The following is a 13787-nucleotide window of genomic DNA, read 5'->3' as shown; positions in this document are numbered from 1 at the left end:
CCCGACGCCGGGAGACGCGGCGCGCGCAAAAGAAAAGCCCCGTTCGGTGAACGGGGCTTCGGGGGAACTTCGAGACTGGCGCTTACGCGTAGTCAGCGAGCGCGGTGCGCATCTTCTTCATGGCGCTCGCCTCGATCTGGCGAATGCGCTCGGCCGATACGCCGAACTCGTCGGCCAGTTCGTGCAGCGTCGAGCCGCCCGAACCGTCGTCTTCGACGTTGAGCCAGCGCGCCTCGATGATGCGGCGGCTGCGCGCGTCCAGCGCCTCCAGCGCGCTCGCGATGCCGTCGGATTGCAGGCGGTCGCGCGAACGCGCGGCCAGCACGGCGCTCGGCTCGCTGTGCGAGTCGGCGAGCCAGGCGATCGGGGCGAACGACTCCTCGCCGTCTTCGGTCTGGCCTTCGAGCGCGATGTCGGCGCCCGAGAGGCGCGTTTCCATCTCTACGACTTCTTCGCGCTTCACATTGAGTTCCTGCGCGAGGCCGTCGATTTCCTCCGGCGTGAACGACTGCAGGCCCTGCTTGTGGCTGCGCAGGTTGAAGAACAGCTTGCGCTGCGCCTTGGTCGTCGCGACCTTCACCATGCGCCAGTTGCGCAGGATGTACTCGTGGATCTCAGCCTTGATCCAGTGCATCGCGTACGACACGAGGCGAACGTTCTGCTCGGGGTCGAAACGCTTCACGGCCTTCATCAGGCCGATGTTGCCTTCCTGGATCAGGTCGGCGTGCGGCAGGCCATAGCCCAGGTAATTGCGCGCAATCGACACCACGAGGCGAAGGTGCGACAGCACCAGACGGCGGGCGCCCTCGAGATTGTTTTGCTCGCGAAACTCGGTCGCGAACTGGCGCTCCTCTTGCGGCGTCAACATCGGGATCCGGTTCACGGCCTGGATGTAGGCGTCGATGTTGCCCAGCTGGCCGGGCAGCAGGGAAGCATTCGCGAGCGCCAGTGAACCCCCGGCCTTGGCCGACGACGGGCTCAGCGTACTCGGAAGGGTCATGGTCATTGCGTTGCTCACGTAGCGAACTCCTCAGGAATCTTGCAAAAAGTCAGACAGCGACTCCACGCTGGATGTTAGCACTCTGAATTACCGAGTGCTAATACTTGGAGTCTGGTAGGGCTTCAAGGTTCCTCGATTTCTATCGACATTGATGTATCGATAGATTACACCAAAAGCTGGGCGCCAAGCGGGGCGGGGCTCGAAAGCCAGCGCAGGTTCGGGCTGGGGGTGGTCCGAAGGAACACTCTAGAACCGGAACGCGAATTCGAGGCGCCGAGCGGGAAAAAAGGGTTGAATGAGCGAATTCCGGTAGACGTGCCGCGCGCGGACATCAATCGACAAATAGACATCGGACAAAGCCGAAAGTGCTGCACTGCGACGTCAGGGCGCGGCGAGGGAGGGCCGGCCATCGCCAGCGGGTCGCGCTGCCCGCATGCCGTTTCCAGATGGGGGTGGCTCCTTTGATCGCAAGTATCCATGCGCCAAATCCTGGTATAAATTGCAGCGGAGGCGCATGGAGATAATCTTCAGCGCCGGTCCGCGCGAGCTGCGCGGACCGGCGCGCAAGGGGCTCGATCGATGGCGGCAAAACTAATCGATGCGATTCGCGGTCTGGAGCGCGAGCGCTTTCGCGCGATGGTGGACGGCGACGGCGCATCGCTGGACCGGTTGTTGTCCGACCAGGCGACGTTCGTCCATACGAACGGCAAACGGGAGACCAAGCAGCAGTTCATCGACGCGATCACGGGCGGGCGCCGGCGCTACCGGCAAATCGAGATCCAGTCGCAGGAGGTGGTGCACGCGGGCAACGAAGCCTGCGTCGTGTCGGGGCGCGTGCTCATCGAAATGGAAGCGAACAACGGCGCGCTGCTCTTTCCCATCGCCTACACGGCGATCCTGACGCACGAGAACGGTCAATGGCGTTTGCTCGCGTGGCAGGCGACGCGTTGCGCGATCGAGTGACGACCGGTAAGTCCACTCGCTGAAGCGCCGGATGAGGCGTTTCAGGCGCACGCCGGCGGCCCGTTTGCCGCTGGCGCTCAACAATGCCGCCGCTTTCCTGCTGAAACTCGAACGATCTTCCGTGTTGCGCGCGAATCTCCTGCGTGCCCCACGTCACGCCGCCGCACGGCGATCCACGTGCGGCCAGTCCGCGCGATTGACCGCGCTGACGACGGCTGCCACGCACGCATGGACCGCGTCGTCGGCGACGCCCACGCCGTGGCGCAAAGGCTGGCCCCCCACGCGCGCGCCGACGAATACGGCCGTCGCACCGTGGGCCGTGTGCGCGGTCTCGAACGACGCGATTTCAATACCCTCGCCGGCCACGGCCGCGATAGCGGCGGCGACGGCTCGCGCATGCGCCTCGTCAGCGCCGGCGGCGGACGGTATCGCCACGTCGCGGCCTTCCCAGCGCGCGCGTCCCGCGCCCACGTGGGCCGCCGGCGCATGTGCCTCGAAGTACTCGCGAGCGAACAGCGCGCATACGGCATCGCCGGTGATTTCCTCGCCCGATGTATCGGCGACGCTCTGCACCGCGTGGCTGAACTCGATCTGCACGCGGCGCGGCGGCGTGAAGCCCATGCCGCGCTCGAGCAGATACGTGGCGCCCCCCTTGCCCGACTGGCTGTTCACGCGGATCACGGCGTCATAGCTGCGGCCGAGGTCGGCGGGATCGATCGGCAGATAGGGCACTTCCCAGATGGCGTCCGGGCGTTGCTGGGCGAAGCCCTTGCGGATCGCGTCCTGGTGCGAACCCGAAAAGGCCGTGAACACGAGGTCGCCCGCGTACGGATGGCGCGGATGCACGGGAAGCTGGTTGCAGCGCTCGACCACGCGGCGCACGGCGTCGATGTCGGAGAAGTCGAGGCCCGGGTCGATGCCCTGCGTGAAGAGGTTCATCGCCAGCGTGACGAGATCGACGTTGCCGGTGCGCTCGCCGTTGCCGAACAGGCAGCCTTCGATGCGGTCCGCGCCCGCAAGCAGCGCCATTTCGGCCGCGGCGACGGCGGTGCCGCGGTCGTTATGCGGATGCACGGAAAGCACGATGCTGTCGCGGTAGGCGAGGTTGCGGTCCATCCACTCGATCTGGTCGGCATAGACGTTGGGCATCGCGGCTTCGACGGTGGCCGGCAGGTTCACGATCATCTTGTGATCGCGTGTCGGGCGCCAGGTTTGTGCAACCGCGTCGCACACTTCACGCGCGAACGTGAGCTCGGTCATGCTGAACGTTTCCGGCGAGTACTGGTAGATCCAGTGCGTTTCCGGATGTTTGTCCGCGTGTTCGCGGATCATGCGTGTGCCGTCCACCGCGAGCGCCTTCACGTCGTCCTTCGATTGCCCGAAGACGATTTTGCGGAACGACGGGCAAATCGCGTTGTAGAGATGCACGATGGCGCGCGGCACGCCCTCGAGCGCTTCGAAGGTGCGTGCGATGAGGTCTTCGCGCGACTGCACGAGCACTTCGATCGTCACGTCCTCGGGTATGCGCTTTTCCTCGATCAGCTTGCGCACGAAATCGAAGTCGGTCTGCGACGCCGACGGAAAGCCGACTTCGATTTCCTTGAAGCCGATCGCCACGAGCATCTCGAAGAACTCGGTCTTCTGCGCGATGTTCATGGGCTCGATGAGCGACTGGTTGCCGTCGCGCAAGTCCGTGCTCATCCAGATCGGCGCGCGCTCGACGGTGCGCGTGGGCCAGCGTCGGCCATTCAAACGGACGGCGGGAAAGGGGCGGTACTTCTCGGCGGGATTACGCAACATGGCATGCCTCGTTCGTTTTGTCGTGTGCGATGGCGGTCGTGAGCGGGCGGCTCGCTTGCTGACGACGGGGCGGCACGGCTGCAGACGAACGGGTGGAACGAACCGACGTGACGAACGCGGCAATGATGGCGATGGTGGTGGCCATCGCGGCTGCGAACGAAGACGACGAAAACGATGCCCATGCAACGTGCATTTTGACCCTCGCGACTCGTCCGGGCGGTAAACGGACGAATAGAGACGACAGGTTGTAAGAAAACTACGGGTTTGGGGTACTGCGAGAACTGCTTTGGGAGGACTACACGACCGAAGAGGTGGTCGCGCAGCGCTACGCCTGGCTTACGCTAGACGTAGCGATAGGGCCGCTAGACGGCCGAAGGTAATTCGGAGGATGTTCGGGAAGGAACGCATTCGTCCAATGTAAGCCAGTTTGGGCGGATGTGTCAACGGCGAATGGGCGGCAGGTGCGAGTGAAGATGCACGAAGATCAGCGCAAAAGCTTGCTGAAGGCGCTTGCGCGCGTTTCGCGAACCTGGCGGCGAAGTCAGGCGCGCTTCGCGATCCGCTTGATCGTCTCGACCTGGCGCGCGAGTGCTTCGGGCACCGGTGCTTCTCCCCGCAGCACGGCGTTGATCCATGCGGCGGTAGTGGGGGCGTCGCGGCCTTCAGGAAGATCGACATCGGGGGCCTCAGGCGACGAGCGCTCCGGGGCGATCAGCGTCTCGCATATGCCGTCGTGGAGCCAGTCCACCTGGACCTGGCGGCGCGTATCTGCGACCGCCTCGCCTTCGGTGCCGCGCGCGAGCAGCGCGCCGCCCGCCGCGGCTTCCGGATGCGCCGCGAAGAGGGCGCTCAGGCTCTCGCGATACGGCGGGTGGGTGTAGTTCACGAGCCGCAGGCCCGGCTCGGCGAACGGCTGCAGCAGCTTCACGAGCGTGTGGGTGGAATTGCGCACGCCCATGCGCCGGCGCAGCGAGAGCAGGCGCGCGAGTTGCGGCGCGAGCGTCTCGATCGATGCAAACGCCACGCGGCGCGAGGCCAGCAGCGCCTCGATCCCGGCGTGATCGCGCGCTTCGGGCTGGTTCAGGGCCGCGAAAATTTCCGCGCTCGTCACGCGGCCCGGATCGGTGGTGACGCCGTGCACGAGCGTCGGCACGCCTTCGCGCGCGAGCAGCATCGCGAGCAGCGGCACGAGATTCGGCTGCTTGCGCGCGCCGTTGTAGCTCGGGATCGACACGGGCCGGTAGTCGCCATGCGGTACCACGAGGGGCGCGAATGAGGCGTGCGCGGCCGACAGCATGGCTGCGAGCTCGTCCGCGGTCTCGCCCTTGAGGCGGTAAGCGAGCAGCACCGCACCGAGTTCCAGTTCGGGCACGCGCCCTTCGAGCATCGCGGCGTAGAGCGCGCGGGTGTCTTCGGGTGAGAGAGCGCGCGCGCCATTCGGTCCGCGGCCGATCTCCTTGATGAAGCGGGCGCAGGGAAAGAGGTCGATGGAGTCGGCGGTCGTCATGGGCAAGCGTGGTTCGTTCAGCGGCATTGCGGTTGCATCGAGCGCGGCAAACGCTACGCGACGCAGCAGGCCGCCGTCGTACAGGAATGGGGATCGGCCAAGTATCGCATGAGCGTGGCACAACTTGCCCGCCGTACCTGGCCGTCGGCCGCGCGAAAGCTGCGCCGCGCATGCCCACTGTCGCGCGTTACACTCGCGGATGTTCCGGGCGGGGCGCCTGCCCCGCCGCCGCGCCTGACGAGCCTCGCAAGTCCACTGGCCCGCGGGCCTCGCGCCCGCCCCATCACAAAGACGGAGAACTCCCATGACGTATGTATTCGAACCGACGCCGCTCGCCTCGGTGCCGGTGGCCGGCAGCGACCAACGCTTCCCGGTGCGGCGCATCTACTGCGTTGGCCGCAATTACGAGGCGCATGCACGCGAGATGGGCCACGATCCTGAGCGCGAGCCCCCGTTCTTCTTCTCCAAGCCCGCCGATGCTCTGCTCTACGTCGCGCCCGGCTCGACCGCCGAGTTCCCGTATCCCGCGCAGTCGCAAAACGTGCATTTCGAAATGGAACTCGTCGCGGCGATCGGCAAGGGCGGCAAGGACATTCCTGTCGCGAGCGCGCTCGACCATGTCTACGGCTACGCGCTCGGTCTCGACATGACGCGCCGGGACCTGCAAGGCGAAGCGAAGAAACTCGGCCGTCCGTGGGACACGGCAAAGGGCTTCGACCACTCCGCGCCCATCGGTCCGATACACCCGGTTTCGCAGATCGGGCAGCTCTCGAAAGGCGAGATCTGGCTCGCCGTCAACGGCGAGGACAAACAGCGTTCAGATATTTCGCAGATGATCTGGCCGGTCGCCGACACGATCGCGTTTCTTTCGACGTTGTTCGAGCTGAAGGCCGGCGACCTCATCTTCACGGGCACGCCCGAAGGCGTGGGCGCCGTGGTCAAGGGCGACGTGATGACGGGCGGCGTGGACGGTATCGGCGAATTCGCCGTGCGGGTCGTTTGAGCGGCGCAAACCGCACCCAGATTCGAGAAAAGAGGAGCAAGAGAGGAGCATGAAGCTTTATAGCTATTTCCGCAGTTCGGCGTCGTATCGCGTACGTATTGCGCTGAACGTGAAGGGCCTGCCGTACGAATACGTGCCTGTCCACCTCGTGCGCGAGGGCGGCGAGCAGCTCAAGCCGGCCTACCGCCAGATCAATCCTGACGCGATCGTGCCGACGTTCGTCGACGACGAAGCGCACACGATCCAGCAATCGCTCGCGATCATCGAGTACCTCGAGGAGACGCACCCCGAGCCGCCGCTCCTGCCGAAGTCGCCCGCCGATCGCGCGCACGTGCGCTCGCTCGCGCTGCAGGTGGCGTGCGAGATTCATCCGCTGAACAACCTGCGCGTGCTGAAGTACCTCAAGCATTCGGTGCGCGTCGACGATGCGACGAAGGACGCCTGGTACCGCCACTGGATCGAGTCGGGTTTCGCGACGCTCGAACAGCGGCTCGCCGGCGATGCGCGCACGGGCAAGCTCTGTTATGGCGACACGCCGACCATCGCCGACCTCTGCCTCGTGCCGCAGGTCTACAACGCGAACCGCTTCAAGATCGACACGACGCGTTACCCGACCATTCAGCGCATCAACGACTACGCGCTCACGCTCGATGCGTTCGCGCGCGCCGAGCCGGGCGTGCAGCCCGATTCGGAGTAAGCCTCAGGCGTGCATAAAAAAAGGGCGTCGTTCGCGAGAACGACGCCCTTCTTTCATTCAAACCCGGACAATCGCGCGCCTTTAGCCGCCAAGAAGCGCATCGACGAACTCTTCGGCCACGAACGGCTGGAGGTCTTCGACCTTTTCGCCCACGCCGATGAAGTACACGGGCACGGGCCGTTGCCGCGCGATCGCGGCGAGAATGCCGCCCTTGGCCGTGCCGTCGAGCTTCGTGACGATGAGGCCGGTCAGGCCGAGCGCATCGTCGAATGCCTTGACCTGGGCAAGCGCGTTCTGGCCGGTATTCGCGTCGATCACCAGCAGCACCTCGTGCGGCGCGCCATCGAACGCCTTGCCGATCACGCGCTTGACCTTCTTCAGTTCGTCCATCAGGTGCAATTGCGTGGGCAGGCGGCCCGCGGTGTCGGCCATTACGACGTCGATGCGGCGCGCGCGCGCGGCGCTCACCGCGTCGAAGATCACCGCGGCCGGGTCGCCGCTTTCCTGCTGCACGACCGTCACGTTGTTGCGCTCGCCCCAGATGGCGAGCTGTTCGCGCGCGGCCGCGCGGAACGTGTCGCCGGCGGCGAGCAGCACGCTCTGGTCGAAGCGCTGCAGATGCTTGGCGAGCTTGCCGATGCTCGTGGTCTTGCCCGCGCCGTTCACGCCCGCGATCATCATCACGAGTGGCTGCGCGCGGCCGAGCATCATCGACTTCTGGAGCGGCTCGAGCAGACCGATCAGCAGCTCGCGCAGCGCGTTCTTCACCTGCTGGGCGTCGGTCAGGCGCTCGGCGCGCACTTTCTGGCGCAGCTGTTCGAGCAGATATTCGGTCGCGTCGACGCCCGCATCCGACATCAGCAGCGCGGTTTCGAGCTCTTCGTAAAGATCGTCGTCGATCTTCGCATTGACGAAAATGCTCTGGATATTCGAGCTCGTTTTGGACAGGCCCGACTTCAGGCGCGTGAGCCACGATTGCTTCGCGGCGGGCTCGGGCGCGGGCGGCGGGACGATCTCGACTGCTTCGGGTTCGTCGGCGTCCGCGCCGGTGGCTTGCGGCGGCTCGATCGGCTTCGCCGGGGCGCTGGCGGCCGGCGCGCTCACGGCTGGCGAGATGGACGGCGCCTCGCGTGCCTCGGCGGCCGGCGCTTCGGGCGCGCCGGTGGCCTCGGCGACGTCGGCGGCATCGGTCGGCGCGTTTTCGGCGTCCTTCGAGCCGCGGAATCGTTTGAAGAAACTGAACATGGTCTGAGGTGGGTCAGGCGCGTTGCGGGTCGGACCGAGGGGCGGTCAGCGACGGCATAGGAGGAGGTAACGCGCGGAAAACACGGCATTTTATCAGGCGCATTCGCAGGAGTCGCTGCCGCGTCGTTGCGGCGTCCGTGCGGCACGTGAGCGCCCCTGTGGTAACGTGCGCGCATTGGAGGGTGCGATGCGAAAACGTTGCGCCCGGCCACCGCATTCCAGTTCCGCCGGCAGGCTGAATGCCTGCGGTCAAATGCAGTAAAACGAAGCCACACGACCTAACGCATGACCCGTTCTTCTTCTCCGCGCGGCCAGGGCGCCCGCTCCCGTCAGTCCGATCCACGCGCACGTGGCGGCGGCACGCACACGATCCGCATCATCGGCGGCGACTGGAAACGCACGCCGCTGCCGGTGCTGGATCTGGACGGCCTACGTCCGACGCCCGACCGCGTGCGCGAAACGCTCTTCAACTGGCTGGGTCAGCGGCTGGACGGCTTGCGCTGCCTCGACCTCTTCGCGGGCAGCGGCGGGCTTGGCTTCGAAGCGGCCTCGCGCGGCGCGGCGCGCGTCGTGATGGTGGAGCGCAGCGCACGCGCGGCCGCGCAGTTGCGCGCGAATCAGGCGCGCCTCGGCGCGCGCACGATCGAAATCGCGGAGGCCGATGCGCTGCGCCTCGCGGCCAATCTCGCGCCGGGCTCGTTCGACGTCGTCTTCCTCGATCCGCCGTTTGGCGACACCGCGCTGCTCGATCGCTCGCTCGAGTTGGCCGCGCCGCTGGTCGCCCCGGACGGCTGGCTCTACGTCGAGTCGGGCCAGGCGATCGATCCGGCCGCGCAGCCTGCGCTGGCGGGCTGGGTCGTGGCGCGCGAAGGCAAGGCAGGGGCGGTTCACTATCATTTGCTGCAGCGCGAAAATGAGGAATAATGCGCGTTCGATAAGAAGAGGCGGGCGGCCTGGCCGTCACGCACGCGAATGCGCATGCGTCGCCACGGCGCTGCATTGCGCCCCATTTCCGTTGAGAGGAGAAGCCTCATGGTAGTCGCCGTGTACCCCGGTACCTTCGATCCGCTCACACGCGGTCACGAGGATCTCGTGCGGCGCGCGTCGAGCATTTTCGACACGCTGGTAGTCGGCGTTGCGGACAGCCGCAACAAGAAGCCCTTCTTCTCGCTCAACGAGCGGCTCGAAATCGCCCACGAGGTGCTCGGTCACTACCCGAACGTCCAGGTCATGAGCTTCAAGGGGCTCCTCAAGGACTTCGTGCGCACCAACAATGCGCGCGTGATCGTGCGCGGCCTGCGGGCGGTGTCGGACTTCGAATACGAGTTCCAGATGGCGGGCATGAACCGCTACCTGCTGCCCGACGTCGAGACGATGTTCATGACGCCCTCTGACCAGTACCAGTTCATTTCGGGCACGATCGTGCGTGAAATCGCCCAGCTGGGCGGGGATGTCAGCAAGTTCGTGTTTCCTTCGGTGGAAAAGCGTTTGGAGGACAAGGTGGCTTCGATGGGCGGCCCCGTTGCGTAGGCGTGAACGCATGGCGAAACAAGCGTAAACTATCGGGTCGAGCAACGTGTGTTACCGGCCCGCGCGCCGGCAGGAGTGAGATAAGCATGGCCCTGATGATTACCGACGAGTGCATCAATTGCGACGTCTGCGAGCCCGAGTGCCCCAACGACGCGATATCGATGGGCCCGGAAATCTATGTGATCGATCCTGGCAAGTGCACCGAGTGTGTCGGTCATTTCGACGAGCCGCAGTGCATCCAGGTGTGCCCCGTGGAGTGCATCCCCAGGAATCCGGAGCACATCGAGTCGCCGGAGCAATTGATGCAGAAGTACCACGCGCTGATGGCGGCGAAGAACAACGCCTGACGCGCCAGATCGAACGGCAAATAAAAAACGCGCCAACCGGCGCGTTTTTTATTCCGTCTTGCCCTGTTGTTACGCGACGATGCCCTTCAACGCGTCGACGAGCGTATCGCATTCGGCATCCGTACCGATCGAAATCCGCAAGTGCTGGTTCACGCGCGGTGCGTTGAAGTGGCGCACGAAGATCTCTTTTTCGCGCAACCGGGCCGCGATTGCTGACGCATCGTGCGCGGGATGCTTCGCGAAGACGAAATTCGCCGCCGAGGGAACGACTTCGAAACCGAGCGCCGCGAGCGCGGTCGTGAGCCGCTCGCGGCTGGCGATTACTCGCGCGCTAGTCATTCGCAGCCACTCGTCATCCTCATAAGCGGCCGTCGCGGCGGCCTGCGCAAGCCGGTCGAGCGGGTACGAATTGAAGCTGTCCTTCACGCGATTGAGCGCATCGATCAGGTCGGCGTGGCCGAACGCGAAACCCACGCGCATGCCCGCGAGCGAACGCGATTTAGACGTCGTGTGCACGACGAGCAGATTCGGATAGCGGTCGATCAGCGCGATTGCCGATTCCGCGCCGAAATCCACATACGCCTCGTCGATCACCACCACCGTTTCCGTGTTGGCCGCTACCAGCCGCTCGATCTCGGCGAGCGGCAGCGCATGGCCCGTGGGCGCGTTCGGATTCGGGAAGATCACGCCGCCATGCTCGTTGCCGGCTCGCGGGAGGTAATCGTCGATGCGAATCGCGAACTCCCCGGTAAGCGGCACGGTGCGGTATTCGACTTCATAGAGCCGCGCATAGGTCGGGTAGAAGCTGTAGGTGATGTCGGGGAAAAGTATTGGCCTGTCGTGCTTGAGGAGCGCCTGGAAGGCGTGCGCGAGCACCTCGTCGGAGCCGTTGCCGACGAATACCTGCTCCACGCGAATGCCGTGATGCGCAGCGACTGCGGCGCGCAGTCGCTTCGCGACGGGATCGGGATAGCGGCGCAGCGACTCGCCCGTTTCTCCCAACTCGTGTCGGATCGCCTCCAGCACGCGGGGAGAAGGCGCATACGGATTCTCGTTGGTGTTGAGCTTGACCGGCTTCGCGAGCGCGGGCTGTTCGCCGGGCACGTAGGGCACGAGGCTGTGGACGATGTCACTCCAGTAACGACTCAAAACGCTCTCCTTTTCAGCTGGTTCGATGCAGCTGCATGACTGCGCGCTCAGCCTCGCCTTTCACGAAGGTCGGCATGACCGCGAGCGCGCGCTCGATCGACGCATCGATGACGTCCTGTTCCTCGCGGCGCGGGGGCTTGAGCACGAAGTTCGCGACATCGGGCTTCGCACCCGCGCGTGCGCCCTCGGGAATCAGGTCGCGCGGGTGACCGATGCCGACGCGCAGACGCCAGTACTGCTGCGTGGAAAGATGCGCGGAAATGTCCTTCAGCCCGTTGTGGCCGCCGCTGCCGCCGCCGAGCTTGAGCTTGACCGAGCCGGGCGGCAAGTCGAGCTCGTCGTGCGCGACGAGGATCTCGTCGGGCAGGATCTTGAAGAAGTTCGCGAGCGCGACGACCGACTGGCCCGAGCGGTTCATGTACGTCTGCGGCTCGAGCAGATGCACTTCCTCGCCGTAGAGGCGAGCCTTCGCATAGTGGCCGTGGAAGCGCCGCTCGTCGCGCAGCGTCGTACCGGCTTCGCGCGCGAGCTGGTCCACGAACCAGAAGCCCGCGTTGTGGCGCGTCGCCGTGTATTCGGCGCCCGGATTGCCGAGCCCGACGATCAACCTGATCATTGTGGTGTTCCGCCTGCGTGAATCGCTGAATCGATCCGCAAGTGTACGAAAAAGTGCGAAAAAAAACCCGCCGGGGCGAACCGCGGCGGGTCACGTCGTCCGTTTCAGGGAAACGGATCGAGAGGATCGGCTCTTCGCCGCTGCGCTTACTCCGCAGCCGGCGCTTCTTCGCCTTCAGCAGCGGCCTGGGCGCCAGCCGGCACCGGTGCCGACGCGACGACCGGGTTTTCCGCTTCGACGTGCGCAACCAGCGTCACGCCTGCCGGCAGGGTGATGTCCTTGGCGTGCAGCGATTGACCCGCTTCGATCTTCGCGAGGTCGACTTCGAGGAATTCCGGCAGCGCGCCCGGCAGGCACACCACTTCGATTTCGGCGAGGACGTGCGAGATGATCGCGCCACCCAGCTTGACGGCCGGGTTGGTTTCCTGGTTCATGAAGTGCAGGGGCACCTTCGTGTGGATCTTCTTGTTCGGATCCACGCGCTGGAAGTCCACGTGCAGCACGAGCTGACGGAACGGGTGGTATTGCACGTCGCGCAGCAGAACTTGCTGCGACTTGCCGGCCACTTCGAGGTCGAGGATCGACGAGTGGAAGGCTTCCTTCTTCAGGGCGTGCCACAGCGCGTTGTGGTCGAGTTCGACCAGTTGCGGCTCGGCGCCGACACCGTACACGATGCCAGGGGTCTTGCCAGCGTTGCGCAGGCGGCGGCTCGCACCCGTACCTTGCACGCTACGCTCAAAAGCGACGACTTTCATTTGATTCTCCAATGCACTGCCCGCGACCAGGCAGTAAAACGGGGCCTTCAGCAAATGACTGCCTTCGGGCCCCCGGCGATGCAGCGCGAACCTTCGTCCGTTCGCGCCGATTACGTGCAAAAGCGCGGCATTCTTGCGAACGCCGCGCCTTGCGCGTCAATGCTTGTCAGCTTTCCGCGAAGAGCGACATCACCGAGTCGCCGCGGCGGATACGCGAGAACGTTTCGGCGAGCAGGCCTGCGCTCGTGAGCGAGCGGATCTTCGCGCACGAACGCGCTTCGGCGCCCAGCGGAATCGTGTCGGTGACGACCAGTTCGTCGAGCGCCGATGCGGCGATGCGCTCGCCCGCGCCACCCGAGAGAACCGGGTGCGTGGCGTAAGCGAACACCTTCTTCGCGCCGCGTTCCTTCAGCACTTGCGCGGCCTTGCAGAGCGTGCCGGCAGTGTCGACCATGTCGTCCATGATCACGCAGGTGCGGCCTTCGACTTCACCGATGATGTTCATCACTTCGGCGACGTTCGCCTTCGGACGACGCTTGTCGATGATCGCGAGATCGCAGTTCAGTTGCTTGGCGAGCGCACGGGCGCGCACCACGCCGCCGACGTCCGGCGAAACGACCAGCAGGTTCTCGTAGTTCTGCTTGCGCAGATCGCCGAGCAGCACGGGCGTAGCGTAGATGTTGTCGACGGGAATATCGAAAAAGCCCTGGATCTGGTCGGCATGCAGATCCATCGTGATGATCCGCTCGACGCCGGCGATTTCCAGCATGTTCGCCACGACCTTCGCCGAGATGGCGACGCGCGCCGAACGGGGGCGGCGGTCTTGACGGGCATAGCCGAAGTAGGGAATGGCTGCAGTGATCCGGCCTGCGGATGCGCGCTTGAGCGCATCGACCATGATCATCAGTTCCATCAGGTTGTCGTTGGTCGGTGCGCAGGTCGACTGGAGGACGAAGACGTCCTTGCCACGCACGTTTTCCTGGATTTCGACCTGGATTTCACCGTCGGAGAAGCGGCTAACCATAGCCTTGCCGAGGGGAATACCGAGGATCTTGACGACTTCCTGAGCAAGCGCCGGATTTGCGTTGCCAGTAAAAACCATCAGGCCGTCATGGCTGCTCATCATGCACCTGCTGCGGACTTGGGGGGCGAGAGGAACTACTTAGGCGAATTGC

At 65.0% G+C, this 13787-nt stretch carries 14 protein-coding genes; 6 read left to right on the top strand and 8 right to left on the bottom strand.

The genetic code is table 11. The annotated features are described in order from the left end of the window. Positions 1 to 82: 82 nt before the first annotated feature. Entirely contained in the window at positions 83 to 1018 is a 936-nt protein-coding gene (rpoH, locus tag BMI01S_RS03205) for an RNA polymerase sigma factor RpoH (RefSeq protein WP_028209322.1), read from the bottom strand. A 561-nt stretch (positions 1019 to 1579) separates the two neighbouring features. Here rpoH and BMI01S_RS03200 point away from each other — a divergent pair. Continuing rightward, entirely contained in the window at positions 1580 to 1963 is a 384-nt protein-coding gene (locus BMI01S_RS03200; protein ID WP_028209323.1) for a nuclear transport factor 2 family protein, read from the top strand. A gap of 153 nt (positions 1964 to 2116) precedes the next feature. On the opposite strand, the gene leuA is transcribed toward BMI01S_RS03200, so the two are convergent. Continuing rightward, positions 2117 to 3763 (bottom strand): 2-isopropylmalate synthase, encoded by a 1647-nt coding sequence (gene leuA / locus BMI01S_RS03195; protein ID WP_028230010.1) that lies wholly within the window; start codon positions 3761 to 3763, stop codon positions 2117 to 2119. A 541-nt stretch (positions 3764 to 4304) separates the two neighbouring features. After that, complete coding sequence (gene ybiB, locus BMI01S_RS03185; protein WP_028230012.1) at positions 4305 to 5270, bottom strand: DNA-binding protein YbiB; 966 nt, start codon at positions 5268 to 5270, stop codon at positions 4305 to 4307. 304 nt (positions 5271 to 5574) lie between these two features. On the opposite strand from ybiB, the gene BMI01S_RS03180 reads away from it, so the two are divergent. Continuing rightward, positions 5575 to 6273, top strand: a complete 699-nt coding sequence (locus BMI01S_RS03180) for a fumarylacetoacetate hydrolase family protein (protein ID WP_028230013.1) — start codon at positions 5575 to 5577, stop codon at positions 6271 to 6273. Between the two features lie 49 nt (positions 6274 to 6322). Next, the gene (maiA, locus tag BMI01S_RS03175; RefSeq protein WP_028230014.1) at positions 6323 to 6970 is read left to right on the top strand and encodes a maleylacetoacetate isomerase; all 648 of its coding nucleotides are present in this window, start codon (positions 6323 to 6325) and stop codon (positions 6968 to 6970) included. Positions 6971 to 7051: 81 nt separating this feature from the next. Here maiA and ftsY read toward each other — a convergent pair whose 3' ends face one another. Further along, on the bottom strand, positions 7052 to 8215 hold the full coding sequence (ftsY, locus tag BMI01S_RS03170) for a signal recognition particle-docking protein FtsY (RefSeq protein WP_028230015.1): 1164 nt from the start codon (positions 8213 to 8215) through the stop codon (positions 7052 to 7054). 285 nt (positions 8216 to 8500) lie between these two features. Between ftsY and rsmD the strand changes: the two genes are divergently transcribed. The 3 genes from rsmD to BMI01S_RS03155 all read left to right on the top strand — a co-directional run bounded on the left by rsmD (position 8501) and on the right by BMI01S_RS03155 (position 10092). Then, entirely contained in the window at positions 8501 to 9139 is a 639-nt protein-coding gene (rsmD, locus tag BMI01S_RS03165; RefSeq protein ID WP_028230016.1) for a 16S rRNA (guanine(966)-N(2))-methyltransferase RsmD, read from the top strand. A gap of 108 nt (positions 9140 to 9247) precedes the next feature. Continuing rightward, on the top strand, positions 9248 to 9745 hold the full coding sequence (gene coaD / locus BMI01S_RS03160) for a pantetheine-phosphate adenylyltransferase (protein WP_028209330.1): 498 nt from the start codon (positions 9248 to 9250) through the stop codon (positions 9743 to 9745). 86 nt (positions 9746 to 9831) lie between these two features. Continuing rightward, the gene (locus tag BMI01S_RS03155; RefSeq protein WP_028230017.1) at positions 9832 to 10092 is read left to right on the top strand and encodes a YfhL family 4Fe-4S dicluster ferredoxin; all 261 of its coding nucleotides are present in this window, start codon (positions 9832 to 9834) and stop codon (positions 10090 to 10092) included. A 69-nt stretch (positions 10093 to 10161) separates the two neighbouring features. Here BMI01S_RS03155 and hisC read toward each other — a convergent pair whose 3' ends face one another. The 4 genes from hisC to BMI01S_RS03135 form a co-directional block, all read right to left on the bottom strand. Continuing rightward, the gene (hisC, locus tag BMI01S_RS03150; RefSeq protein ID WP_028230018.1) at positions 10162 to 11241 is read right to left on the bottom strand and encodes a histidinol-phosphate transaminase; all 1080 of its coding nucleotides are present in this window, start codon (positions 11239 to 11241) and stop codon (positions 10162 to 10164) included. 13 nt (positions 11242 to 11254) lie between these two features. After that, complete coding sequence (gene pth / locus BMI01S_RS03145) at positions 11255 to 11857, bottom strand: aminoacyl-tRNA hydrolase (protein WP_028209333.1); 603 nt, start codon at positions 11855 to 11857, stop codon at positions 11255 to 11257. A gap of 146 nt (positions 11858 to 12003) precedes the next feature. Next, complete coding sequence (locus BMI01S_RS03140; RefSeq protein ID WP_028209334.1) at positions 12004 to 12612, bottom strand: 50S ribosomal protein L25/general stress protein Ctc; 609 nt, start codon at positions 12610 to 12612, stop codon at positions 12004 to 12006. A 166-nt stretch (positions 12613 to 12778) separates the two neighbouring features. After that, a complete protein-coding gene (locus BMI01S_RS03135) occupies positions 12779 to 13735 on the bottom strand; it encodes a ribose-phosphate pyrophosphokinase (RefSeq protein ID WP_028209335.1) in 957 nt (318 codons plus the stop codon). Positions 13736 to 13787: the final 52 nt, after the last annotated feature.

The organism is Paraburkholderia mimosarum LMG 23256 = NBRC 106338, assembly GCF_000739815.1.
Taxonomy (GTDB): Bacteria; Pseudomonadota; Gammaproteobacteria; order Burkholderiales; family Burkholderiaceae; genus Paraburkholderia; species Paraburkholderia mimosarum.
Note: the sequence above shows the minus strand (reverse complement) of the source record. Positions and strands in the feature narration are given on the sequence as shown.